Annotated in this window: 18 protein-coding genes; 5 read left to right on the top strand and 13 right to left on the bottom strand. The window is 72.3% G+C overall.

Annotated elements, in window-relative coordinates; all coding sequences use genetic code 11:
- Nucleotides 1-214: 214 nt before the first annotated feature.
- The 4 genes from ACZ6TD_RS38635 to nthB form a co-directional block, all read right to left on the bottom strand.
- A complete protein-coding gene (locus tag ACZ6TD_RS38635) occupies nt 215-1,330 on the bottom strand; it encodes a M24 family metallopeptidase (protein ID WP_471345591.1) in 1,116 nt (371 codons plus the stop codon).
- Nucleotides 1,331-1,591: 261 nt separating this feature from the next.
- Nucleotides 1,592-1,954 carry a nitrile hydratase accessory protein gene (locus ACZ6TD_RS38630; RefSeq protein ID WP_471345589.1) on the bottom strand — a complete coding sequence of 121 codons (363 nt, stop codon included), beginning with the start codon at nt 1,952-1,954 and terminating at the stop codon, nt 1,592-1,594.
- Nucleotides 1,951-2,553 (bottom strand): nitrile hydratase subunit alpha, encoded by a 603-nt coding sequence (gene nthA / locus ACZ6TD_RS38625; protein ID WP_471345587.1) that lies wholly within the window; start codon nt 2,551-2,553, stop codon nt 1,951-1,953. The genes ACZ6TD_RS38630 and nthA overlap by 4 nt, the downstream gene beginning before the upstream one ends.
- Nucleotides 2,550-3,203, bottom strand: coding sequence for a nitrile hydratase subunit beta (nthB, locus tag ACZ6TD_RS38620; RefSeq protein ID WP_471345586.1), 654 nt, complete (start codon nt 3,201-3,203; stop codon nt 2,550-2,552). Before nthB ends, nthA begins: the two co-directional genes overlap by 4 nt.
- A gap of 151 nt (nt 3,204-3,354) precedes the next feature.
- On the opposite strand from nthB, the gene ACZ6TD_RS38615 reads away from it, so the two are divergent.
- Nucleotides 3,355-4,272, top strand: a complete 918-nt coding sequence (locus tag ACZ6TD_RS38615) for an NAD-dependent protein deacetylase (protein WP_471345584.1) — start codon at nt 3,355-3,357, stop codon at nt 4,270-4,272.
- Nucleotides 4,273-4,320: 48 nt separating this feature from the next.
- Here the strand turns inward: ACZ6TD_RS38615 and ACZ6TD_RS38610 are convergent, their stop codons facing one another.
- Complete coding sequence (locus ACZ6TD_RS38610; RefSeq protein WP_471345581.1) at nt 4,321-5,319, bottom strand: YeiH family protein; 999 nt, start codon at nt 5,317-5,319, stop codon at nt 4,321-4,323.
- A 228-nt stretch (nt 5,320-5,547) separates the two neighbouring features.
- Here ACZ6TD_RS38610 and ACZ6TD_RS38605 point away from each other — a divergent pair, with 228 nt between their 5' ends.
- From ACZ6TD_RS38605 to ACZ6TD_RS38590, 4 genes are all read left to right on the top strand, one after another.
- Complete coding sequence (locus tag ACZ6TD_RS38605) at nt 5,548-6,456, top strand: LysR family transcriptional regulator (protein ID WP_471345579.1); 909 nt, start codon at nt 5,548-5,550, stop codon at nt 6,454-6,456.
- A gap of 239 nt (nt 6,457-6,695) precedes the next feature.
- Nucleotides 6,696-8,954 (top strand): MMPL family transporter, encoded by a 2,259-nt coding sequence (locus ACZ6TD_RS38600; RefSeq protein WP_471345577.1) that lies wholly within the window; start codon nt 6,696-6,698, stop codon nt 8,952-8,954.
- A gap of 7 nt (nt 8,955-8,961) precedes the next feature.
- Nucleotides 8,962-10,287: a sensor histidine kinase gene (locus tag ACZ6TD_RS38595; RefSeq protein WP_471345575.1), complete on the top strand. Its 1,326-nt coding sequence runs from the start codon at nt 8,962-8,964 to the stop codon at nt 10,285-10,287.
- The gene (locus ACZ6TD_RS38590) at nt 10,284-10,976 is read left to right on the top strand and encodes a response regulator transcription factor (RefSeq protein ID WP_471345573.1); all 693 of its coding nucleotides are present in this window, start codon (nt 10,284-10,286) and stop codon (nt 10,974-10,976) included. The genes ACZ6TD_RS38595 and ACZ6TD_RS38590 overlap by 4 nt, the downstream gene beginning before the upstream one ends.
- A gap of 17 nt (nt 10,977-10,993) precedes the next feature.
- Here the strand turns inward: ACZ6TD_RS38590 and ACZ6TD_RS38585 are convergent, their stop codons facing one another.
- The 8 genes from ACZ6TD_RS38585 to ACZ6TD_RS38550 form a co-directional block, all read right to left on the bottom strand.
- A complete protein-coding gene (locus ACZ6TD_RS38585; RefSeq protein WP_471345571.1) occupies nt 10,994-12,184 on the bottom strand; it encodes an FAD-dependent monooxygenase in 1,191 nt (396 codons plus the stop codon).
- On the bottom strand, nt 12,181-13,584 hold the full coding sequence (locus tag ACZ6TD_RS38580; protein ID WP_471345568.1) for an MFS transporter: 1,404 nt from the start codon (nt 13,582-13,584) through the stop codon (nt 12,181-12,183). The genes ACZ6TD_RS38585 and ACZ6TD_RS38580 overlap by 4 nt, the downstream gene beginning before the upstream one ends.
- Nucleotides 13,585-13,827: 243 nt before the next feature.
- Nucleotides 13,828-16,959 (bottom strand): discoidin domain-containing protein, encoded by a 3,132-nt coding sequence (locus ACZ6TD_RS38575; RefSeq protein ID WP_471345566.1) that lies wholly within the window; start codon nt 16,957-16,959, stop codon nt 13,828-13,830.
- Between the two features lie 129 nt (nt 16,960-17,088).
- On the bottom strand, nt 17,089-18,057 hold the full coding sequence (locus tag ACZ6TD_RS38570) for an acetylxylan esterase (RefSeq protein WP_471345564.1): 969 nt from the start codon (nt 18,055-18,057) through the stop codon (nt 17,089-17,091).
- A 68-nt stretch (nt 18,058-18,125) separates the two neighbouring features.
- The gene (locus tag ACZ6TD_RS38565; protein WP_471345562.1) at nt 18,126-19,148 is read right to left on the bottom strand and encodes a glycoside hydrolase family protein; all 1,023 of its coding nucleotides are present in this window, start codon (nt 19,146-19,148) and stop codon (nt 18,126-18,128) included.
- A gap of 125 nt (nt 19,149-19,273) precedes the next feature.
- Complete coding sequence (locus ACZ6TD_RS38560) at nt 19,274-20,560, bottom strand: TRAP transporter large permease subunit (RefSeq protein ID WP_471345560.1); 1,287 nt, start codon at nt 20,558-20,560, stop codon at nt 19,274-19,276.
- A gap of 3 nt (nt 20,561-20,563) precedes the next feature.
- The gene (locus ACZ6TD_RS38555; protein WP_471345558.1) at nt 20,564-21,115 is read right to left on the bottom strand and encodes a hypothetical protein; all 552 of its coding nucleotides are present in this window, start codon (nt 21,113-21,115) and stop codon (nt 20,564-20,566) included.
- Complete coding sequence (locus ACZ6TD_RS38550; protein ID WP_471345555.1) at nt 21,112-23,244, bottom strand: hydantoinase/oxoprolinase family protein; 2,133 nt, start codon at nt 23,242-23,244, stop codon at nt 21,112-21,114. The genes ACZ6TD_RS38555 and ACZ6TD_RS38550 overlap by 4 nt, the downstream gene beginning before the upstream one ends.
- Nucleotides 23,245-23,256: the final 12 nt, after the last annotated feature.

Below are 23,256 nucleotides of genomic sequence, written 5' to 3'. Positions count from 1 at the left end.
CGCGCGCCACATCCCGTAATCCGCCGCCGCACGCCTCAATCGCCCGCCGTGCGAGCCGCCCGCTGCCCCGGAAGGCGCGATGCCATCCGGGGCAGCGGCCGGACGCCCCGGGCTCGGCGCTCCATCGCGCGGTGCGGAGGAGGCCCGGTTCGTGCGCCGAACTCCCGAGCCTCGCCCCAGAACCCGCCGCCCGTGCGGTACGGGCCGGGACCGGTTATGGCAGTACGACCAGTTCACGGCTGGTGCGGTTGAGTCGTTCACCGCCGTCGTCGGTGCAGATGACGATGTCCTCGATGCGGGCTCCGAACCGGTCGGGAAGATAGATGCCCGGCTCGACCGAGAAGGCCATGCCAGGCTCCAGCGGCAGGTCGGAGCCCGCCACGATGTAGGGCTCCTCGTGAGTTTCCAGCCCGATGCCGTGACCGGTGCGGTGGATGAAGTGCGGCCCGAAGCCCGCGTCCGTGATGACGTCCCGGCCGATCGCGTCCAGTCGCTCGGCGGTGATACCGGGCCGCACCGCATCGGTCTGGGCACGCTGGGCGGTCAACAGCACCTCATACAGCCGTCGGTACTCCGCCGGCGGCTCGCCGACGACGTAGTCGCGGGTGGAGTCGGAGCAGTAGCCGTCTTCGGTGGTCCCCCCGATGTCGACCACCACGGGGTCACCGGGCAGGATCACCCGGTCCGACAGCTCATGGTGGGGACTGGCGCTGTGGGGTCCGGAGCCCACGATGACGAAGTCGACCCGCACATGGCCTTCGGTCACGATGGCTTCCGCGATGTCCCGGCCGACCTCGCGTTCGGTGCGCCCGGCGCGCAGCCACTCGCCCATGCGGGCATGCACCCGGTCGATGGCCGCCCCCGCCCGGCGCAGCGCCCCGACCTCGGCCTCGGTCTTGCGGATCCGCAGCCGGCCGAGTACCTCTCCGGCGAGTGCCTGGTCGGTGCCGGGCAGCACGGCGCGGAAGGCGACGACCTTCTCGGCCCACATGTGGTTGTCGACGCCGACCCGGGCCATGCCGGCGGGCAGCCTGGCCGCGACGAGGGCGTACGGGTTCTCGGTCTCGGCCCATCCGGTGATCTCGATGCCGAGGTTCCCAGCCGGGGACGCGAGCGCGGCAGGCCGCTCCAACTCCGGCACCAGGAGAAAGGGTTCGCCGTCCACGGGGAGCACGAGACAGGTGAGCCGCTCCAGGGGCAGGGCGTGGTAACCCGTCAGATAGCGCAGGTCGGCGCCGGGGCTGATCAGCAGCGCGTCCAGGCCCGCGCCGGCAGCGGCCTCCCGGGCGCGCTCCAGACGGTCGGCGGGGTAGAGATCGGTGGGGATCACAGGGAGTTCTCCGTCCGGGTGTCGGGCTCTCGGCCGTCGAGACGACGAGCATCATCGCAAGATGCCCTCCACTCGGCGACATCGCCCTCGTGCGGCAGGCGCGCCCGCACCGGCGCAGGCGGCGGCCCCGGCACCGGACCAAGCGGCGGCCCCAGCACCGGCCCCGGCCCCGGCCCAGCACCGGAGACGGACCCCGAAGCCGTCGCGGTGGTCGGCCTCGGCGGTCACCGAACCGGTCGGCGACCGGGCGTCGCCCTTCCCTCAGTGCGCGTGATGATGCTCGTGGTCGTCCCCGTGGTCGTGGCCCGGGGGACGTCGCGCCAGGGCCTGGGTGCGCGTGCTCACTTCGTCCGTGGACACGACGCACAGGCCGACGAGCACGTCCTCCAGGGCGGCCAGCCAGAGCTGGTAGTAGCGATAGGGCTCGTCCCGGGTGAAAGCGGTCTCCCAGGCCGCGATCCGGGCGATCAGCGCGTCCTGGAATCGCGGCCAGGTGAACGCGCCTGCCTCGTACAGGCTGACGGCCATGGCGAAGGCGCGGCCCTCCCATGGCTCGGCGAACACCAACTCGCCGTTGCGGCGCGGTGGTGCGGCCGGGCCCTCGATGTCCAGTGGCGCGGTCATGGCGCCGCCACCTTGGCCACGCCGACCATCGCGTCCCGGGTCACCAGCGGCACGAGTTGTTCTTCGGACAGGTGCTCGGTGCCGGCCGGACGCTCGGGCAGTACGAACCAGCGCACCTCACTGGTGGAGTCGTGGACGGTGATCCGCACGTCGTCGCCGAGTTCGAGTCCCATCTCGGACAGCACCGTGCGGGGCTCCTTCACCACGCGTGCGCGGTAGGCAGGGTCCTTGTACCAGCTCGGCGGCAAGCCGAGCACCGGCCACGGGTAGCACGAGCACAGGGTGCACACCACCACGTTGTGGGTGGTCGCGGTGTTCTCCACAACGACGATGTGCTCGCCCTGCGGCCCCGAGAAGCCGAGCTCCTTGATGGCCGCCGTGCCGTCGTCGAGCAGCCGCCGCCGGTACTCCGGGTCGGTCCAGGCCCTGGCGACGACCTTGGCGCCGTTGAGCGGGCCCACGTTGGTCTCGTAGGTGGTGATCACCCCGTCCATCACCTTCGGGTCGATCAGGCCCCGTTCGGTGAGCAGTTGTTCGAGCGCCTCGGTGCGCAGGGCCACGGGAAGGGTCTCGTCCGGCCCGGCATTGGTGGCGGTCATGAGGTGGTCTCCAGGTAGCTCTCGAACAGCTCGGCGGTGAGCGCGAAGGGTTCGGCGTCGGCGCCCCACAGCTCGCGTGAGGCGAATCGCACCGAGTAGACGTGCTGCGGATGCTCGCCCTGGAAGTGGGCGTTGGTGTCCGGCAGCACGAAAGCGGGCTGGACGATCTCGACGATCCCGGTGTGTCCCCGTACGTAGCCCGGCAGCCGGGTGTGGCCGGGCACCGGCATGGCCTTGGCCCGTACACGCTCGCCGACAGCGAAGGCAGGCGGGGTGGCCACGGAACGCAGCGAGCCCTCGGCGGTCGGCGCGTAGTCGGGTACCGCGGGCTCGGGGACCGGCGGCTCCGCCACGTGTTCGCCCCGTAGGTTGCGGGCGCGGGCGTCGATGGCGCCCGGCGCCAGGATGGCGCTGTCGGTGAGCATCAGCTCCGCGCCGTTGAGCCATCGCCCGTAGTAGCCGTCGTCCAGGTAGGCGGCTCGGTCCAGACGCTCGAGCGCGTGCCGGAAGGCGTCCAGGTTGACGCCGCCGTACGCGATACGGCCGGAGAGACTCGCCAGCGCGAAGGCCCGGCCCTGCCAGGGCTCCTCGAAGACCGGCTCATCGCGCCTCGGCGGATGAACGGGACCCCATCCCGGGGTACCGCCCATGTCGGCAATCCCCTCCACGACACCACTCCCCGAATGACCACATAACGGGCTAGACGCCCGAATCGTATACGCCAGGTGGCATCCGTGCCGCGATGACGGCGCCTCGCGTACGCCGGTGCCGCGCCCCGGCACTGTTCCGTACTCTGGCGGCATGCGCATGCGCCCCACCTTGAGCTGGACCCCCGCCGAGGACCTGCCGCCGGGCAGCACGGATCTGGAACCGGTCGCCGATGCGCTGAGCACCGGCGGTGTGCTGGTGCTCAGCGGGGCGGGCATCTCCACGGAGTCGGGCATCCCCGACTACCGGGGCGTGGGCGGGAGCCTGAGCCGGCATACCCCGATGACCTACCAGGACTTCACGGCCGACGCCCGGGCCCGGCGCCGGTACTGGGCCCGCAGCCACCTCGGCTGGCGCACCTTCGGCCGCGCCCGTCCCAACGCCGGGCACCGGGCCGTGGCCGGGTTCGCACGGCATGGCCTGCTCTCGGGGGTGATCACCCAGAACGTCGACGGCCTGCACCAGGCCGCCGGCAGCGAGGGCGTCGTGGAACTCCACGGAAGCCTGGACCGGGTCGTCTGCCTTTCCTGCGGCGCGTTCAGCCCGCGCCGCGAACTCGCCCGGCGGCTGGAGGAGGCCAATGTGGGCTTCGAGCCGGTGGCCGCCGGAATCAACCCGGACGGTGACGCCGACCTCACCGACGAACAAGTCGGGGACTTCCGCGTGGTGCCCTGTACGCTCTGCGGCGGCATCCTCAAACCGGACGTGGTGTTCTTCGGCGAAGCCGTTCCGCCGCGGCGGGTCGAGCACTGCCGTGAGCTGGTCCGTGAGGCGGCCTCGCTGCTGGTCCTGGGCTCCTCACTGACGGTGATGTCCGGGCTCCGGTTCGTCCGCCAGGCGGCCCGGGCCGGGAAACCGGTGCTGATCGTCAACCTGGACCCGACCCGGGGCGACCGGCACGCCGTCACCCGGGTCGCGCTCCCGCTGGGAACGGCCCTCACCGCCGTGGCCGGCCAACTGGGCATCCCAGGGACTGCCGGAGGGCCGTCCCAGCCTGGAAGCCCTGCGTGAGAACGGCTGGACGCCGGTGGACGTCGGACTTCACGGCCGGGCTCCCGCTCACAAGGAACCGGTCAGGAGTTGGAGAACGAGGCTGGTGACCGAGACCACGGCCCACAGGCAGGCACCGAGGATGAGCGGTCGGGGGCCGGTGCGGCGCAGGCTTGCGAGGTCGGTGGCCAGGCCCGTCGCGGAGAGCGCGACGGTGATGAGGAAGACCGACAGCTCGCCGAGTCCGTGGTGGGCGGCAGCCGGGATGAAACCCAGGCTGTTCGCCGTGGTCATCAGCAGGAAGCCGATCAGGAACCCGGGCACCAGCCTGGCCACCTGAAGCCGGGGACGGGCCGTGGCCTCCGCCGCGGCCCGGTTGCGGCGCCTCACCAGCCAGGCCAGTCCCAGGCAGATGGGGATGATCATGAGGCTGCGGGTGAGTTTGACGACGACCGCGTAGTCCGCCGCGGTCCGGCCGTAGCTGGTGGCGGCGGCGACCACTGAGGACGTGTCGTTGACCGCCGTCCCCGCGAAGAGGCCGAAGCTGTGCAGGCTCATCCCCAGGAGGTGGCCGAGCAGCGGGAAGGTGAGCACGGCGGCGATGTTGAACAAGAAGATGGTGGAGACCGCGTAGGCCACCTCGGCCCCGGCCGCGCCGATGACCGGGGCGGCCGCCGCGATCGCCGACGCGCCGCAGACGCCTGTGCCCACGCCGATCAGCGTGCGCAGGTCCCCACCGATCCCGAGCCACCGGCCGATGCCGTATGCGGCGGTCAGACAGACCACCAACGAGCCGATCATCACCGGAATCGAGCCGACGCCCACCTGGACGATCTGGGCCAGCGACAGTTGCGAGCCCAGGACGACGACCGAAACCGGCAGCACCCGCTTGCTCGCGAAGCCGATGCCGGGGCGCAACCGGGCTCCTGGCCTCACCAGGGCGGCCAGCAGCACACCGAGGACGATCCCGGCCACCGGGCCGCCGACGAGCGGGAACGTCTTCCCCACCGCCGTGCCCGCCACCGCGAGAGTCAGGACGAGGGCCAGACCGGGCAGGAAAGAGGCCACGGCGGGCCGGGACGCCCGCGCCGGTTCAGCGTCCGGCCGTGCAGCCGGTTCAGCCTCCGGCCGTGCAGCCGGTTCAGCCTCCGGCCGTGCGGGGACCGGACAGTCCAGATCTTCACTCATGACCTCGACTCTGATGTGCTCCGGACCACGGTTGTAGCCCCGAGATCGTGAGGAGGTCATAGCCAACGGGCATGACTGCCGACCGGGTCCGACCCATACCCTGGAGCTATGAGCCAGTTGCCGGATCTGGAATCACTGCGGCTGCTCGTCCTGATCGGGGACGTGGGGAGCCTGAGCGGTGCGGCGGCGCGGCTCGGTCTGACGCAGCCGTCGGCGAGCAAGCGGCTGTCCATGCTGGAGCGCAGGCTGGGCCTGGTGCTGGTGGACCGAACGCGGCGGGGATCGCGGCTCACCGACGCGGGCCGGGCCGTGGCGGGCTGGGCCCAGCGGGTCCTCCAGGAGGTGGAGGGGCTGCTGACCGGCACGGAGGCGCTGCGTACGAAGCGGGACGCCGAGTTGAGGGTGGCGGCCAGCATGACGGTGGCCGAATGTCTGATACCGGGCTGGATCGGCGAACTCCGCCGCACTCGGCCGGAGTTGTACGTCGGCCTCCACGTGACCAACAGCGAACACGTTCCGGATCTGCTCCGCAGCGGGGCGGTGGACCTGGGGTTCGTCGAGTCCCCGCGGGCCCCGGCAGGGATGTCCGCCCGGCGGGTCGCCCGCGACCGGCTGCTCGTGGTGGTCGCCCCGGGGCACCCCTGGACGCGCCGCCGTCGCCCGCTGAGCGTCGCCGAGCTCGTGGCCGCGCCGCTGGTGCTGCGCGAACGCGGATCGGGCACCCGCGAGACCCTGGACCAGGCTCTGCGCAAGGCCGGCGTGGGCGAACCGCTGCCTCTCCTGGAGCTGGGGTCGGCGACCGCCGTGCGCAACGCCGTGATCGCCGGAACCGGCCCGGCAGTGATCAGCGAGCTGGCGGTAGGGGCCGACCTCGCCGATGGCCGCCTGGTGTCGGTGGAGGTCGAGGGCATCGAACTGCACCGTGACTTGCGAGCTGTCTGGACTTCGGGACGCGTCCTCGTCGGCCCCGCGGCGGAGCTTCTGGCCGTGACGAGACGCCGCGGAAAGAAGGCATGAGGCGTCCGCGGGGCGCGATGCGAAGGTGCTCGGCCCACGGGCCGGTGACGCCAAGCGCGGCCCTGCCCCCAGCCGGCCTGTAGTGCGCAGGCACCAGGACGCGCGAGTGGCTGGTCCGGGTGCACCAGGGGAAGACGGCGGCGGAGGACGATGCCCGGCAGGGGCGCCGGAGGGAAGTGTGGGAGGCGCGTGAATCTCGCGCATTCCCCTTGCCTAGCGGTGTCTGGAGTGATCAACAGGTGGCGACATTTCTCTACCGGATCGGACGGTGGGCCTTCCGGCGGCGCCGTCTCGTGGGTGGTGTGTGGCTGGGTGTCCTGGTGGTGGCCGTGGTCGCCGCCGCCGTGGCGCCGGCCGGGGAGGAAGAGGACCTCTCCATGCCCGGCACCGAGTCGCAGCAGGCGTTCGACCTGCTGGACGAGCGCTTCCCACGGAGCAACTCCCAGGGTGCCGAGGCCCGCTTGGTGTTCCAGGCCCCGGACGGGCAGTTGGTGACGGCCAGTGAGAACAAGGCGGCCGTCGAGGACACGCTCGGCTCGCTGGACGGGGGCGATCAGGTCGCGTCGACCACCGACCCCTATGAGACCGGCGCTGTCAGCGAGGACGGCACCATCGCCTACTCCACGATCACCTACGCCGCGGACGCCGTCGACCTGACCGGGTCGACGAAGAGCGCCCTCGAGGACGCCGCGAGCCGGGCCCGGGGCGCGGGGCTGACCGTGGAGATCGGCGGCTCGGCCCTGGACGCGGAAGAGGAGCCGGGCGGTACGACGGAGATCATCGGCGTGGCGGTGGCGGCGGTGGTGCTGGTCCTCGCCCTCGGGTCCCTGGTCGCGGCCGGATTGTCGCTGCTGACCGCCTTCGTGGGCGTGGCCATCGCCTTCGGCCTGGTCTCCGCGCTGGCCGTGCCGCTGGGCCTGACGTCCACCGTCGCCATCCTGGCGCTGATGCTGGGGCTGGCGGTCGGCATCGACTACTCGCTCTTCATCACCTCCCGCTTCCGCGACGAGCGCGCCCAGGGCAGCGAGCCGGAGGAGGCCGCCGGCCGGGCGGTGGGCACGGCCGGATCCGCCGTCGTCTTCGCCGGCGCGACCGTCTTCATCGCCCTGGTCGGGCTGGGGGTCGTCGGAATCCCCGAACTCACCAAGATGGGCATGGGCGGCGCGGGCGCCGTGGCGCTTGCCGTACTCGTCGCGCTGACCCTGGTCCCCGCGCTGTTCGGCTTCTTCGGCCGCCGGATACTGTCCCGCGCCGTCCGCACGGCACACTCGTATCGCCGGTCGGGAAGCGAGCGCCCGCACCCGGTGCCCACCGCGGCCGGCCGGGCCGGGCTCGCCACCCGCTGGGCGCGGTTCGTGCTGCGCCGGCCGGCCGCCGTGCTGCTGATCGCCGGACTCGGTCTCGGCGCCGTCGCCGTACCGGCACTGAGCCTCGAACTCGGGCTGCCCGGAGACGAGTCCAAGTCGGTGGAGACCACCCAGCGCCGTGCCTACGACCTGCTGTCGACAGGCTTCGGCCCCGGCTTCAACGGCCCGTTGACCGTGGTCGTGGACGCCTCGGAGTCCGCGGACACCCGGGCCACCACGGACCTGGTCGTCAAGACCCTACGGGGAGTGGACGGGGTCGCGTCGGTCGGTGATCCGGTTCTCAGCCGGACCGAGGACACGGCCGTCCTCACCGCCGTCCCGCGGACCGCGCCGAACAGCGGCGAGACCAAGGACCTGGTGCACGCGATCCGGGGCGCGGTCTCCGGTGTCGAGGCCGACACGGGCGCCGACATCCTGGTGACCGGCACCACCGCGATGAACATCGACATCTCCGAAGCCATGTCCGACGCCCTCATCCCCTATCTGACCGTGGTCATCGGCCTGGCGGTGCTCCTGCTGACGGTGGTCTTCCGCTCGGTCCTGGTCCCGGTCAAGGCCGCGCTCGGCTTCCTGCTGTCGGTGGGTGCCGCCTTCGGCGTCCTCGTCGCCGTCTTCCAGTGGGGCTGGGCGGCAGACCTGGTCGGCATCGAGCAGACCGGACCGGTCATGTCGCTGATGCCGATTCTCATCATCGGCATAGTGTTCGGTCTCGCCATGGATTACGAGGTCTTCCTCCTCACCCGGATGCGGGAGGTCTACGTCCATGGCGCGTCCCCCGGCGAGGCGGTCGTGGGCGGTTTCCGGCACAGCGGACGTATGGTGGCCGCGGCGGCGATCATCATGGTCAGCGTGTTCGCCGGATTCATCGGGATGAGCAGCCCGACCATCCAGACGATGGGTGTCGGCCTGGCCGCCGCCGTCGCCTTCGACGCCTTCGTGGTCCGGATGGCGATCGCACCCGCGGTCCTGGCACTGCTCGGCCACCGGGCCTGGTGGCTGCCCCCTATCCTGAACCGTGTGCTGCCGAATGTGGACATCGAGGGCGAGAAACTGAGCAGGCATGTCCCGGCCTCCGCGACCGTGCCGGACGCGGCGGTGCCGCGGCTCCCCGTCGGCCGGGACCGGCACTGAGCCGGCCATGACGAACACGGGTGGCGGTGGCCCGCGACCACGCGGCACGTGGTGGCGGGAGGCAGCGATCACGGCGACGGCGTTCGCGCTCTGTCTGCTCGGCGGCGTGGTGCGGGAGGACGGCAGCACGCTGTCACCGCCGCCTGCCGCCGCCTACGTCATCGCCGTGGTGTCCTGTGCCGTGCTGCCGGTGCGGCACCGGGCGCCCCTGGCCGCCATGGCGGTCACGACCGCGAGCGGCATGCTGGTGCCGCCGTTGGGTCTCCTGCTGAGCCCGCTCATCGTGGCCCCCGCCGTGATCACCGCCTACTCGCTCACCGTGCGCACCGCACGGCACGCGGTGAGCGCGGTGTCGCTCACCTCCGCGGCGCTGCTGGTCGCCTCCGCCCCCTTGTTCGGGGCCCTCTCGTGGAAGGACGCGAGCAGGGTGGCAGCGGTGGCGGCGTTCCCGCTGGTGGCCGGCGTACTCGGGCACTCGGTGCAGAACCGGCGGGCCTACCTGGCGGCCGTGGAGGAGCGGGCCCGGCGGGCCGAGAAGAGCCGGGAGAGCGAGGCGCGCCGGAGAGTGGCCGAGGAACGGGTGCGCATCGCCCGGGAACTGCACGACCTGGTGGCCCATCAGATCACCCTGGCCAACGCGCAGGCCACGGTCGCCGCCCACCTCTTCGACGCCCGTCCGGAGCAGACCCGCACGAGCCTGAAGGAGCTCGTCGAGACCACCGGCCACGCGCTCGACGAACTGCGGGCCACGGTCGGTCTGCTGCGTCAGTCCGGGGACGCGGCCGGGCCCGCCGAACCGGCGCCCGGCCTGTCCCGGCTTCCCACACTCCTCGAGTCCTTCCGCCGCGCGGGTCTGGAGGTGTCGGTGCACCAGGAGGGCACGGCCAGGCCGCTGCCGCCGGGAGTGGACCTCACCGCCTACCGCATCGTCCAGGAGGCCCTGACCAACGTGACCAAGCACGCCGGTACCGGTAGCGCCCGGGTGCGCCTCGCCTGGAACCGCGTTTCCGTGACCATCACCGTCGCCGACGACGGAGGGGGAGCCGGTACGGCGCCGACCGCGTCCACGGGACCGAGTGCGGCCACGGTGCCGGACCGTTCGCCCGGTTACGGTCTGATCGGGATGCGTGAACGTGCCACCGCGGTCGGGGGACACCTCTCCGCGGGCAGGCGCCCGGAGGGCGGCTTCCTCGTCTCCACCCAGCTGCCTCTCCGGCCCGCCAAGGACACGACGCGGAGGACTGACGGAGCGACAACCATGGAGGGGCGGATGGCCGACGGAGCGCCGGACGACGGACGGACGGGCGACGGAGAGGCCGGGGGTGCGCCGTGACGCTCCGGGTGCTGCTCGCCGACGACCAGGCCCTGCTGCGCGGTGCCTTCCGGATGCTTCTCGACAGTGCCGACGACATCACCGTGGTCGGCGAGGCCGCCGACGGCAGGGAGGCGGTGAGACTCACCCGGGAGCTGCGCCCGGATGTGGTGATCATGGACATCCGTATGCCCGAGGTGGACGGTCTCACCGCCACGTCGGAGATCTGCGCGGACCCGGAACTGCGTGCCAGCCGCATCCTGATCCTCACCACGTACGAGACCGACGAGTACGTCGCTCAGGCGCTGCGCGCGGGGGCCGGCGGCTTCATCGGCAAGGGCATCGGGGCCGAGGACCTGCTGGACGCCGTGCGTACGATCGCCGACGGCGACACTCTTCTGTCCCCCGCCGCGACCCGCTCCTTGGTCGCCCGTTTCCTGGCCACACCGGACGACGCCCCGCGGCACCACCCCGAACAGCTCGCCGTGCTCACCCCGCGCGAACGCGAGATGGTGGCTCTGGTCGCGACCGGCCTGTCCAACCAGGAGATCGCCGAGCGGATGTTCCTGAGCCCCTTCACCGTCCGCGCCCACGTACAGCGCGCCATGACGAAGCTGGAGGCCCGCGACCGGGCGCAACTCGTCGTCATCGCCTACCGGACGGGCCTCGCCCACGCCGCCCCCGACGGCGGCACCGGCCGCCTGTCGTAGTCCGACACCGGGGCCGGTCACGGCATCGGGGCGCATTCGGGCAGCGTAAGGGCCGAGTGGGCCGGTCGTGCTGTCGCGGAGGGCATGGTGACGAGGTCGCGCAGCATGGTGTCGCGTTGCTCCAGGGCCCGCGCCGTGGTGGGGAAGAGCGTGGCCGCGCCGTTGTCGACCAGGGCCTGATTCATGGCGACGAACTCGCGAATGTCGCGTTCGTAGGCGGCGAAGGCCGCGGTGTGGTCCCGGTGCGTGGCCAGGGCGTTGGCGAGCATGTAGGCACCGACCAGCGCAAGGCTCGAGCCTTGTCCGGTGAGGAACGACGGGGCGTACGCGGCGTCGCCGACGAGCGCGACGCGGCCGCTGGACCAGCGGGGCATACGGATCTGACCGGCCGTGTCGAAGAACAGGTCGTCCGCGTCGCGCATGGCGTTGACCATGCCAGGGACCTCCCATCCCGCGCCCGCGAAGACCGTGGCGACCAGGTCCCGCTGGGCGTCGGGGTTCCGGAGGGCATCGAACGGCGGTTCTGGTCGGTGGAAGTTCAGGAAGGCGTGCAGCTCGTCGTGGTCCCCGACGGCGTAGAGGGCCGCGGCTCTCCCCGGGGTGTTCCACAACACGAGCTCGCGGGAGAGCCCGAAGGTGTTCGGCATGGTGAAGATGGCGAAGCAGTAGCCGAGGTAGCGGTGGAACTGTTCTTCGGGGCCGAACACGGACTCCCGGGTGTGTGAGTGCATCCCGTCGGCGCCCACTACCAGGTCGAACGTGCGCCGTTGCCCACTGCGGAAAGCGACGTCGACCCCTTGTCCGGACTGGTCGAGGGTGTCGATGCAGTCGTCGAACAGGAATTCCACGTCGTCGCGGACCTTTCCGTAGAGGGCCGTGGCCAGATCCCCACGACGCACCTCGAGGTCCTGTCCCTCGACACCGCCGGCGACGGCGCTCGGGCTGAGCGAGGCCACTTCTCTGCCGTCGGCGCCGAGGAAAGTGCAGCGACGCGAGTCGATGTGCGCGTCCCGCAGTCGCGGCAGTATCCCCATCCGCCGGACCACCTCTGTCGCGGTACCGCGGACGTCGATCGGGTAACCACCGTCGCGCAGCGCGCCTGCCTTCTCCACCACCGTGACCGCGCATCCGGACCGGTGCAGCCAGTACGCGAGGGCGGGTCCGGAGATACTGGCCCCGGAGATCAGAACCGTGCGCTTCGGTGTCATGCCTGGACTCCTTTGTTCGTGTTCTTCGTGATACGGACAACGAGCAGTGACAACGCGGCGATGAGGCCGGCGAAGGCGAAACCCGTGACGAAGGCCGATTCGGCCGGCCGGCCCGTCATCGGGTCGGCCCCGGCGTCGAGGATCGCGCCGCCGGCCTGGGCGCCCAGGGCGACGCCGATCACGCGTGTCACCACGAGCAGGCTGGTGGCGATGCCGGTGTCCCCGGTCTCGACGGCGGTCGCGGCGCCGGCGAGCAACGCCGTGGTACCGACGCCCGCGGCGAACGCGGTCAGCACCTTCGCGAGGACGAGCTGCCATGCCGCGGTGTGCAGCGACGCCAGGGCGATCATCGTGGCCGCCGTGACGACGGTGCCCACGATGACCACGGCACGCGGGCCGAAACGCCGCGCCGCGACCCCGCCGACCGAATCGCTCACCGCCCCGGCGACGGCGCCGGGCAGCAGGAACAGTCCGATGTCGGTGGTGCCGGCTCCGAAGCCGTACCCGTCGGCCGATACCGCGAACAGCTGCGGGAGCAGAAAGATCACCATCCCGGAACTGATGGTGATGACGAAGGTGAACACGCACGCGTTCCACATCGCGGGCTGTGCCAGCATGCGGAGATCGACCATCGGCGAGGCGGCCCGGCGCTCGACGACGACCCATCCGGTCGCGAGGGCGGCCACGGCCACCGTGAGGGCACCGACCGCGAGCGGCGGCAGGTCGCCGCTCGTCACCTTCACGATCCCGATCATGAACGCGAGCAACGTGCCGCTCAGCAGAACCACGCCGGGCCAGTCGATCCTGTTGTCCGATGGGATCGGCGGATCATGCGGCATCAGCCGAGCCACGACCACCGTCGCCGCGATGATCGCGACCGTCGGCAGCGCGAACATCCCGTGCCAGGACACTCCTTCCGCGATCGGCCCGGCAAACAGCGTTCCCACCATGCCGCCGCCCGTGAAGAGCGCGACGACCAGCCCGATCGCCACCTGTGACTCTCCTGCCGGAAGGTGTTTGCGCACCAGGATGAAGGAGAGGGGCAGCGCACCCACCATGACGCCCTGCAATACCTGACCGAGCAGCAACACCGGCAGGTTCGGCGCCAGGCTGGCCAGCAGACCACCGGCCGAGACCACGGCCATCAGCCGGACCAGCACCCGCTTTCCGCCGTAGCGGTCGCCGAGTTTGCCCGCGACGGGTGTGACGACCGCGCCGGTGATGAGTAACGTATTGCCGACCAGTGCCCCTTCGGCAGGACTGACCCCCAGCTCGCGTTGGAGCAGCGGGAGCGCAGGCTCCACCACTGACTGAAGGGCGCCGAGGGCGAGTGCCAAGATGCCGAGGGCACCGATCGGCAGCCTCCCGATGCGGACCGGGGAAACCACAGCTTCGGACATGGACGTCCTTTTCATCCGGGGGGAATGCGCGAGGTTCACGCGCCTCCCACACTTCCCTCCGGCGCCCCTGCCGGGCATCGTCCTCCGCCGCCGTCTTCCCCTGGTGCACCCGGACCAGCCACTCGCGCGTCCTGGTGCCCGCGCACTACGGGCCGGCCGGGGGCAGGGCCGCGCTTGGCGTCACCGGCCCGTGGGCCGAGCACCGGGCCGCCGCCCCCGTATGGCCCGGTGGGCGCGGAGCGGTCAGCGCACCGTCAGGCGCCGCAGGCGTGGAGTCGCCGCATGCGCCGACCCGTCGACCTCGAGGCTGACGTAGCGGGCCGTCTCGGAGGCGGTCAGCCGGCGCACGCGGCCCCGGCCGGTGAGGGTCCCGGCGTCCCGGTAGGTGATGCCGTCCGTGCTGAAGCCGACCTTCGCGTCCGGCGCCGCGTCCGCCGTCCACTCGGTCTCCACCCGGCGGACCGGGCGGGCCGCGCCGAGGTCCACGACCATGCGGCCGCGCGGGCCCGGCTGCCACGCCGTGCGGGCGTCGCCGTCCACCGCCGCCGCGGGGTCGGACATGCCCTCCGGCAGCGGGCTCGTGGGGAAGACGGTCCTGCCGAGGGCCAGGTCGTCGAGCGGGTGGGCGGCCGCGCCGTCCAGGACGACGGTGATCGTCCGGCCCGCTGTGACGACGGCGACCTTGCTGCGTCCCTGGGCCCGGACGCGCAGGGTGCAGGAGGCCCCGGACAGGCGCACGGTCGCGCCGTCGACCACCTGGACCCGCAGGCCCGACGGCAGGCGTCGGCTCGTGACGGGGGTGAGCGTGAAGCGCGGGGGCAGCACGACCGCCGTGGCAGCGGGCAGCGCGGCCTCGAAGACTGTGCCGTCGGCGGTCAGGCTCTGCGTGCCCTCGAAGACCACCGTGTCCGTGCCGGTGCTCGGGATCGCGATCCGCGTCCTGACGGGCTCGCCGGAGAGGTTGAACAGGGTCAGGTGCCCATCCGTCAGCGTCGTGCGCACCGCGGTGGCCTCCGCCGTGGGTGCGGTCCCCCGGGCGATCGCGCGCAGCTTCCCGGCCGACGTGCCGGGGAAGCCCTCGACGAGGAGAGGGGCCGCCGGGCCGTCGCCGAGGACGATCGTGTCGTCGTAGACGCCGATCGGGTTCCGGCCGTCACGCACCACGAGCCCGGCGCGTCCCTCGACGTCGAGCCAGCCGCCGCGGCTGCTCACCGCCGGCCTCGGCCCGGTCGCCAGATCTCTCCAGTTCCGGCCGTCCGTGGAACCCTGGATGCGGTAGGCGCGACCGGCCGCCGATTCCCAGCGCAGGGTGACCCGGTCGATCCGGCGCTCGGCGCCGAGGTCCACGGCCAGCCAGCTGTCGGCGCGCGGACGGTCGGCCTTCGACACCGCCCAGCGGGTGGCGGCGTCGCCGTCGACCGCGAGCGGCGCGCCGTACCCGGCGTCGGCCGACGAGGCGGTGGCGGACCCGCCGCGCGCGAGGTCCGCGCCCTGGGCGCCGTCGCGCACCTCGAAGGCGTACAGGGAGTACCCGTAGGCCGGGTCGGGCCGCACGCCGAGCATGCGGACGTGGCGCACCGTCGTGGGGGTGAAGCCGAGGTCGTCGACCCGTCCGGCGGGTTTGTCGGTGGAGGTGTCGCGGGCGCGGACGGTCGCCTCGCCCTCCTCGAAGCGGTAGGTGCGCGTGCCATCGAGCCCCGGCATGCCGGGCATGGTCAGATTGTGCACGTCGAGGTGGCCCTCCGCGTCGGCGGTGCCACCGCTCGCGTAGACGATCGAGCCCGTCGGGAGCGTCGCGAACCCGGCCCAGCCGCCGTCGAGGCGCAGGAGCGTCGCGCTGCCGTCGAAGCCGTCGCGCGGGGACTCGTAGACGCGCACGGTACGGCCCTTGACCTTCGCGGCGGTGGCGGGCAGGAACATCGGGGTCGCGCCGCTGAGCCGGAACAGCCAGTCGTCGTGGGCCGGTTGCCAGGCGAACTTCACGAACCCGGGCTTCGTCACGGCACCGGCCCACGCGGCCCGCGACTGGTGCGACACCAGTCCTGGGCCGGTCCCGAAGTCCGTGACACCGGAGGCCCTCGCGAAGAGTTCCTCGCGCGACAGCGCCTCGACGGGCCGCCCGGACGCCGCCGCCCACACGTGCAGCAGGTAGCTGATCGCGATCTCGGCGCGTGCCTCCGGCTCGTACTTCGGCTCCCCCGAGAACTTCGCCATCCGGTGCTCGGGCGGGTACTGCTGGTATGCCTCCAGCCGCGACGCCAGTTCCTGCTCCGCACGCGCCGCGGCCTGGTCGCGCATCACCTGGGAGAGGAAGGCGAGCGGGATGACGTCCCTGCCGTAGAGGTGCTCGCGGTCGTTGACCATCGGCATCAGCGGTTCGCCCGCGTCGCTCATGACGCCCAGCAGCGTGTGCCACAGCGGCTGGGCGTTCGGCTGCCGCGCGAGAACCTGCGGGAGGGGGCGTCCGGCGGCCAGGAAGTGCGCGGCGTTGCGGCCGGAGGTGCGCCACAGCTCCTCTTGGTAGTGCGGGCCGAAGGAGCCGTGGTTCTCGACGATGAAGGTGTCGTACAGGTTGCGGGCGGTGTTCTCGGAGACGGGGACGCCGTCCACGCGGGCGGGGTTGGCGAGGTCGGCGGGCGGCAGCCCCGCCTCGTTGCGTGACCAGATGCCGTACCACGTGGCCCAGTCGGCGGCGCGGCGGTCGTCGTGGGCCCACGCGAGCGCCGGTGCGAGGGTCTGCGCGTACAGGCCCATCTCTTCCAGCTTGGTGTCGCCGACGTGTCCGCCGCTCAGGCCGTTCGGCGTCCAGTCGCCCGAAGCGGGGTCGTCGCCGCTGCCCAACGACACCGTGTACGCGGCCTGTTCGCGGACGATGGTCTCGATGTTCTGCTGCGTCGCGGTGTCGAGGTCCTTCCACAGCAGCCGGGCGGCGAGGACGAAGTACGACTGGAAGGTGGTGTCGAAGAAGAGCTTGCGGCCCCACTCGCTGCCGCCGGTGAGCCGGTTCGACGCGGCGAAGTGACGGATGGTGGCGAGCGTGCGCCGCTCGAGGGTCTCCCGGTCGATGCCCGCGCGCGCCGCGTCGTAGGTGCCGTGGGTGAGCAGGACCGCGTTGCCGAGGACCACGGCGAACCCGAAGTCCTTGGCCCGGTAGTGGCCCTGGGCCTCGTCCCACTGCGTCTCGGACCACCGGGTGTGGTCCGAGAGCACCCGCAGGTAGGTGGCCGCGACGGGGTCGGGCGGCGGGTCCGTGCGGCCCCGCGCCGCGTGGGCGCACGCGGCTCCGGTGAGCGGGGGCAGGGCGGCCAGCGCGCCCGTGAGACCGGCGAGGTGCAGGAAGCGGCGGCGGTCGAGGGGCGGGAATGGGTGCGACACGGAGCGATACCTCGGAGGAGTAGACAACGTTGTCAGAAGCGGGATGCCGCACATTCTTCGGCGGTCCCGGTCCGCGCGTCAACGGGTGCGACGTCAGCCGTTCACCGGTTTTCGCGGGGTACTACGGCGTTACATCCGGGTCCTCAGCCACCTCAGCTTCGCCGCCGCCTGGTACGGCCCGCCGCCCTCGTGGCCGTTGAAGTCGTATACCTCGATGGACTTCTCCTCGTGGGCCCAGGCGTTGAAGGCCGCGAACACGGTGGAGGGCGGGCACGTCTGGTCCTCGAGGGCGGTGGAGAAGAGCGCGGGCGCCCGGCCACGAGCGGCGAAGTGGACGCCGTCGAAGTAGGAGAGGGTGCGCAGCGCTTCTTCGGTGCGACCGCGATGCGTGCGGAGGAAGAGGCCGATCTCCCGGTACGGGCCCGAGTCCGTCAGAGTGGTGGCGCGCGGGAAGTCGCACAGGAACGGCACGTCCGGGGCGACCGCCAGCAGGTCGGGGACCAGCCCTCCCACCGCTATGGAGATGCCTCCCCCCTGGCTCTCCCCGATGACCGCCGTACGGGAGGCGTCGGTGAGGGGATGTGTGCGGGCGGCCTCCACCGCCCGCACGGCATCCGTGAACACCCGCCGGTAGTAGTGGTTCCCGGGCGCGTCGATCCCGCGGGTCATGAATCCCGGGTAGGCGGGGGCGGCGCCCACCGGGTCCGGAGTGCCGCCACCGCCGCCCCAGCCGCTGCCCTGGCCGCGGGTGTCCATTACGAAGTGCGCCCGGCCGGTGGACGCCCAGAGCAGGTGCTCGTGGGGCAGTCCCCGCCCGCCTCCGTACCCCACGAACTCCACGACGAGGGGCACCGGCTCGGCGACCGCCGCGGGCAGCGTCAGCCAGCCCTTCACCGGGTGACCGCCGAAACCGGCGAACGTGGCGTCGTACACCCGCACGGTGCTGAGGCCCGTGTCGACGGGCTCGAAGCGGGCGTCGAGGTCGTAACTCCGGGCCTCCGTCAGCGTGGCGGACCAGAACGCGTCGAAGTCGTCCGGTTCGGCGGAGGCGCCGCGGTAGCGGTGCAACTGTTCGCGTGGAAGGTCGAAGAGTGCCATGCGGGACCGCTTTCCCCAGGAGGACGGATGGTCGTGCGGTGGGTACCCGGTGCCGGCGGGGACCGTGTCTACCCCCGGGCCATCGCGATGGATCCGGCGAGGCGTTCACCCGCTTCGTAGATCATGTACGGGACGCCGTGGTCCGTGCCGAAGGAGGGGGCCGCGGCCCGGCCGTTCTCGGGTGCCGACGAGCGGGAGTTGTAGAAGACGCCGAGGTGGTTGCGGAGCGAGAAGTCCTTGCCCACCTCGGTGATCATGATGTCGCCGCCGCTGGACTTGTCCTTGTTGTAGACGACGAACGCGGAGCCGCCGCGGGTCAGCAGGTGCGGGCCGCCGACGTTGATCGCGCCGACGTCCGAGTGGCGCACCAGGGGCGTCTGGGCGAAGGTCCAGTCGCGGCCGTCCGCGGACCAGCCCCAGCCGATGTCCCGGTGGTTGGTGGTGTTGTTGGTCATGAACAGCATGACGTAGTGGGCGCCGCGGGAGGGCAGGTTGTGCCGGAACACCCGGGCGTAGGACGTCTCGGTGGTGCCGGCGGGCATCATGGACGTGGTCAGGACCACCTTGTCGTAGGTGAAGTGGATCCCGTCCTTCGAGCGGGCGAGGCGGGTGGTGGTGTTCTCGCCGTGGAAGTACAGCCAGAACTCCTTGACGTCCTCCTTCCACAGCACGTGCGGCGAGGAGACGTGGCTGACGGAGTAGTGGGGGTCCCATCTGTTCGACACGATGGGGTTCTTCGGGTACTCGGTGAACGGGCCTTCCAGGGAGTTGCCGTAGGCCAGGCAGATGCCGCCCGGCGCGTCGTGCGGCGCGTAGTAGAGGTAGTACCGGCCCAGGGGGTTGGCCAGCTTGTCGTACACCCCGCGGATCGTGGGGAAGATGATCTCGCCCGTCGGGTTGTACTTCAGCTTCGACGGGGTGAGCAGCGTGCGGACGTAGCTGTAGTCCGGGAATCCGCCGGGCGCGGCCGAGGCGGACGGCGTGGCCGAGGCGGACGGTATGGCCGGCCCGCCGACGGTGAGCGCCGCGCCGGACAGGGCGCTGGCGCGCAGGAACATACGGCGGTCGAGGCCGGATTGCGGTTCGGACATGATCGGCTCCTTGGGTCGGACACTGCGGGTTCGGTGGCTACGGGGTCGGGTGGCCACGGGGTGGGGTGGCCACGGGGCCGGGTGGTTGCGCGGGTCGGTCGAGGCGTGGGTCGGGTCGCCTTTGGTCACAGCTCCGTGAAGGCGGTGACGCACAGGCCGCCGAAGGCCACGGCCCACACGTACGGCAGGGTGCGCAGCATCACCTGGTGCGGGGAAACGCCCGCGTACTGGGCGCTCCACACGGTCTGGGTGCTGGTCGGGTCGGACACGCCGAAGACCTGGTTGTACGAGGCGGTCATGCCGAGGACGGCGACGGCCGGGTAGATGCCGGTGGCGACGAGGACACCCGCGATGCCGGCGCCGAGGCCGAAGACGTTCAGGGGACCGCGGAACAGGCACAGCGGCACCAGCAGGGTGAAGACGAGGATGAACAGGACGGTGTTCTGCGGGCTGACGGCCTTGACGAGGGGCTGCAGGGCGTCGACGGCGCCGGGCAGCTTCACCGCGGCGAGCAGGATGCCGATGGCCACGAAGAGGGTGATGGGCGGGGCGGCCACCTCGAATCCGCCGTAGAGGGTGCGCAGCAGGCGGCGGTTCATCTCCCGCGGCCGGGTCGTCGTCACCAGCGCGTACAGCACGCCGCCGAGCAGCGAGGGGATGATGGCCACGTCCAGGCCGAGGGCGAGGGTGAGCGGGACCGCCGGGGTGAGCAGGGCGTACCAGGGGGCGTCGCCGAGCCGCCGGCGGCGGTCGCCGCGCGAGGGCCGGGCCCGCACCGACTTCAGGGACCAGGTGTGCTCGACGCCACGGCGCCGGGACTCCACGAGGACGTAGGCGACGGCGGCCACCAGGGCGAACGGGAACAGCTTCACCATGAAGCCGCGCACCGTGTCGATGGGCAGGTCCAGTGCGGTGGAGAAGAACTGCCACACCGGCAGTTCGAAGGGCACGCCGACGGCGATCCCCATGAGGATCGTGCCCGCCGCGGTCACCTTGGGGATGCCGACCGCGATCATCGCGGGGATGCCGATCAGACCGGCGAGCATCGCGGCGGGCGCCGATCCGGTCACGGTGCCGACCAGGGCGGACACGGCGAGCACGCCGAGAGCGACGAACACCGGCCGGTCGCCGCCGAATTCGACGATCTTGCGGACCAGGGTGCCCGCGATGCCGGTCTCCTCCAGGAGCTTGCCGAGCCACGAGCCGAGCAGGATCGCGATCATCGTGGCGGCGAGCGCGGGCGCGCCCTCCTGGAGCACCGTGTCGAGCACGCCGCCCTTGCCGGACAGTGGCGCGTCCGCCAGGAACGCGATCACCACGGCGAGCAGCACCAGGGCGAACGCCGTGGGCAGCTTGCGGCTGAGCATGGCGGCGACTCCCGCCGCCATGACGAGCAGAATGACGACACCCATCGTTCAGTTCTCGCTTTCCGAGGACACGGCGGCGGCGAGCGCCTCCGTGAGCAGCAGGGGGCTGCGGCCCAGGCCGCAGGCGGCCTGGGCGTAGGCGTGCGCGGCGATCTCGTCCGCGCCCGCGACGTACGCGTACAGGCGGCGCCGCCCGAGTCGCAGCGTCGTGTGGCCCAGCGCCCGTTTGAACTCGGCGCGCACCGCGGCGTGGTGGAACCAGGCGTGTGCCCGCTCGTGGGCGAGGGCGGCGGCGCGCACCGACCCTTCCGGGAACAAGTGGCGCCAGCCGCGCTCGGCGACCAGCCGCTCGGCGCGCTCCACGGTGTCGGCGTACACCTCGACGACCGGCGGCCGGGACCGGTACCGGGCCAGCAGCCCGGCCTCCAACCCGCCGTCCCGTTCGACGACCCGGACGGTCTCGGGCCGCGGGGTCATCCGGCGGCCGAACTCCGTTGCCGCCAGGGCCCAGTGGCGCAGCAGCGCGGGATCGCGGTCCTCGTGCGTGGGGGTGCCCGCGAGGAGGCACACCGCGAGGTCCAGGTCGTGGTCGTCGTTCATGTCCGGGACTCCACGACGGCGACGACCGGCTCCCGGGGTCCGCGCGGACGCAGTTCGGTGCGGGCCAGCGCCAGCAGCGCCTCGGGGTCGAGGACGCCGGAGAGGTCCGCGATCCGGCCGCCGACCAGGAGCCGTACGGCGGGGGCACGCATTCCCCCGTCGCCGTAGGAGGTCGTGTCACGCACCAGTGCGGCCAGCGCCTCGCCGGACTCCTCGACGGTCATGGTCTCCACCCGGGCGTCCGGGGCACCGAGCCGCACCACGCCGTCCGCGTCGACCACGCGCACCGGGTGGCGGTCGGCCCGCAGCCGACGCCGCACCTCGGTGCCGTACACCGTGTACGCGTCCGTCCCCGCCAGCACTCGCACCCGTGCCTCCCGCGCCTTGAGGCTGGTGGCGGCGGCGCGCAGCCGCTCGTCCGCGTCGGCGCGGTGGGAGCGGTCCTGGGTGCGCAGTTCGGTGGCGCCCGTCGCGACCGCCCGGACGGTGTTGGTCTGCGGGTCGACGGTCACCTCCACCTCGACGCCGTCGGCGGCGGCGCCCTGGGCGACGACGGCCTGTTCGGCCTCGGCGCGCACCGCGAGGATCTGCTCCTGGGTGGCGCCGGGCACGATGCGCTCGACCTGTTCGCGCACCAGCGCCAGCGCCACCCCGATGGGGCTGATGACCTCGCTGTGCCGGGCGATGCGTCCTTCGAGCCCGGTGGAGGCGGCCAGATGCGGGGTCACCGCCGCCGCTCCCCCGCCGCCGCCCACGAGGAGGGCGGTGTCGCGGTCCAGGCGGTAGTCGTGGATCATCGCGTCCACCACCGTCTCGACCTGCTTGGTACCCGCGTCGAGCACCGCCCGTGCCGCGCCGGCCACGTCCGTGCCGAGCGCGGCGGCCAGCGGGGCGAGGGCGGCCCGCGCGACGTCCTGGTCGCTGCGCGCGAAGTCCCCCTCGCCGACCCGTCCGAGGGCGTTGGCCGCACAGGTCATCGTGACCGCGAAGCGGCCGCCGGCGGCGTCCAGGACCAGGTAGTCGTCGGGGTCGCCGTCCATCGGCCGGACCGTGGCCACCCGGGCGTCGCGCAGTTCGCCGGGCGAGGCGAAGCAGGCGTAGGGCAGGCCCGCGATGTGGGCGCTGCGCGGACCGACGCCGACCACCCGGCCGCCGGAGACCCGCACCATGGAGCCGCCGCCGACGCCGACCGTGCGGACGTCGAGCGCGTTCAGGTACGAGGTCTTGCCGAGGATCGTGGCGTGGCGCACCGCGACCCGGCCCCGCCGCACGACGCTGATGTCGGTGGAGGTGCCGCCCGTCTCCAGGAACACCCCCTCGCTGATCCGCTCCCGCATCAGCGCGCCCGCGACGCCCGCCGCCGGACCCGACAGGATCGTCAGGAGCGGGCGGCGGCGCATCTCGTCCAGGGACATGACGCCGCCGTCGCAGCGCATCACCATCAGCGGGGCCATCACACCGGCCTTCGTGATGGAGGCGTCCACCAGGTCGGCCGTCGCGAGCATCCGGGGCAGGATCGCGGCGTTGACCACCGCCGTCCGGGTCCGCTTGTGCAGTCCGTACATCGAGGTGATCTCGTGGGCGGCGGCCAGCGGCAGGCCCGTCGGCCGTGCGGCGTCGAGGACGGCCTGCTCGCCCTCGGGCCGGTCCACGCCGAACGGCTCGGTGGCGACGAGGACGTCGGCGCCGTCCGCGCGCACCCGCTCCACGGCCGCCAGCACCGCGGCCCCGTCGGAGGGGTCGGCCACGTGCGCGTAGGCCAGCGGGAGCCGCTTGCCGGGGGTGAGTTCGAGCTTGCCGAAGGAGGCGAGCCGCCGGGTGACCACCGCGCCGGGGCCGGCGCCGATCCCTATGAGGCCGACCTTGGCGACGTCGCCCTCCAGCAGGGCGTTGGTGGCCTGCGTCGTGCCGTGGGCCAGGAAGACCACGTCGGACGCGGTGCGGCCGGACTCGTCCAGGAGCCGCTGAAGCGCCTGGACGATGCCGTGGGCGACGCCGTCCTCGTGGTGGTGGCTGGTGGGCACCTTCACCTGGCCCACGAGGGCGAGCGTGGCGGCGTCGACCGCCACGGCGTCGGTGAACGTGCCGCCCACGTCGATGCCGACGCGGATGCGACGGTCTGGAGTCATGGCGGGCACCTC

It is taken from the genome of Streptomyces yongxingensis (assembly GCF_055597465.1).
This window is presented reverse-complemented; position numbering and strand designations above follow the sequence as displayed.

Excerpts from the sequence above, each read along its gene's own strand:
- ACZ6TD_RS38630 (WP_471345589.1), bottom strand. The coding sequence starts at position 1,954 with ATGACCGCGCCACTGGACATCGAGGGCCCGGCCGCACCACCGCGCCGC.
- nthA (WP_471345587.1), bottom strand. The coding sequence starts at position 2,553 with ATGACCGCCACCAATGCCGGGCCGGACGAGACCCTTCCCGTGGCCCTG.
- nthB (WP_471345586.1), bottom strand. The coding sequence starts at position 3,203 with ATGGGCGGTACCCCGGGATGGGGTCCCGTTCATCCGCCGAGGCGCGAT.
- ACZ6TD_RS38615 (WP_471345584.1), top strand. The coding sequence starts at position 3,355 with ATGCGCATGCGCCCCACCTTGAGCTGGACCCCCGCCGAGGACCTGCCG.
- ACZ6TD_RS38605 (WP_471345579.1), top strand. The coding sequence starts at position 5,548 with ATGAGCCAGTTGCCGGATCTGGAATCACTGCGGCTGCTCGTCCTGATC.
- ACZ6TD_RS38595 (WP_471345575.1), top strand. The coding sequence starts at position 8,962 with ATGACGAACACGGGTGGCGGTGGCCCGCGACCACGCGGCACGTGGTGG.
- ACZ6TD_RS38585 (WP_471345571.1), bottom strand. The coding sequence starts at position 12,184 with ATGACACCGAAGCGCACGGTTCTGATCTCCGGGGCCAGTATCTCCGGA.
- ACZ6TD_RS38580 (WP_471345568.1), bottom strand. The coding sequence starts at position 13,584 with ATGTCCGAAGCTGTGGTTTCCCCGGTCCGCATCGGGAGGCTGCCGATC.
- ACZ6TD_RS38570 (WP_471345564.1), bottom strand. The coding sequence starts at position 18,057 with ATGGCACTCTTCGACCTTCCACGCGAACAGTTGCACCGCTACCGCGGC.
- ACZ6TD_RS38565 (WP_471345562.1), bottom strand. The coding sequence starts at position 19,148 with ATGTCCGAACCGCAATCCGGCCTCGACCGCCGTATGTTCCTGCGCGCC.
- ACZ6TD_RS38560 (WP_471345560.1), bottom strand. The coding sequence starts at position 20,560 with ATGGGTGTCGTCATTCTGCTCGTCATGGCGGCGGGAGTCGCCGCCATG.
- ACZ6TD_RS38555 (WP_471345558.1), bottom strand. The coding sequence starts at position 21,115 with ATGAACGACGACCACGACCTGGACCTCGCGGTGTGCCTCCTCGCGGGC.
- ACZ6TD_RS38550 (WP_471345555.1), bottom strand. The coding sequence starts at position 23,244 with ATGACTCCAGACCGTCGCATCCGCGTCGGCATCGACGTGGGCGGCACG.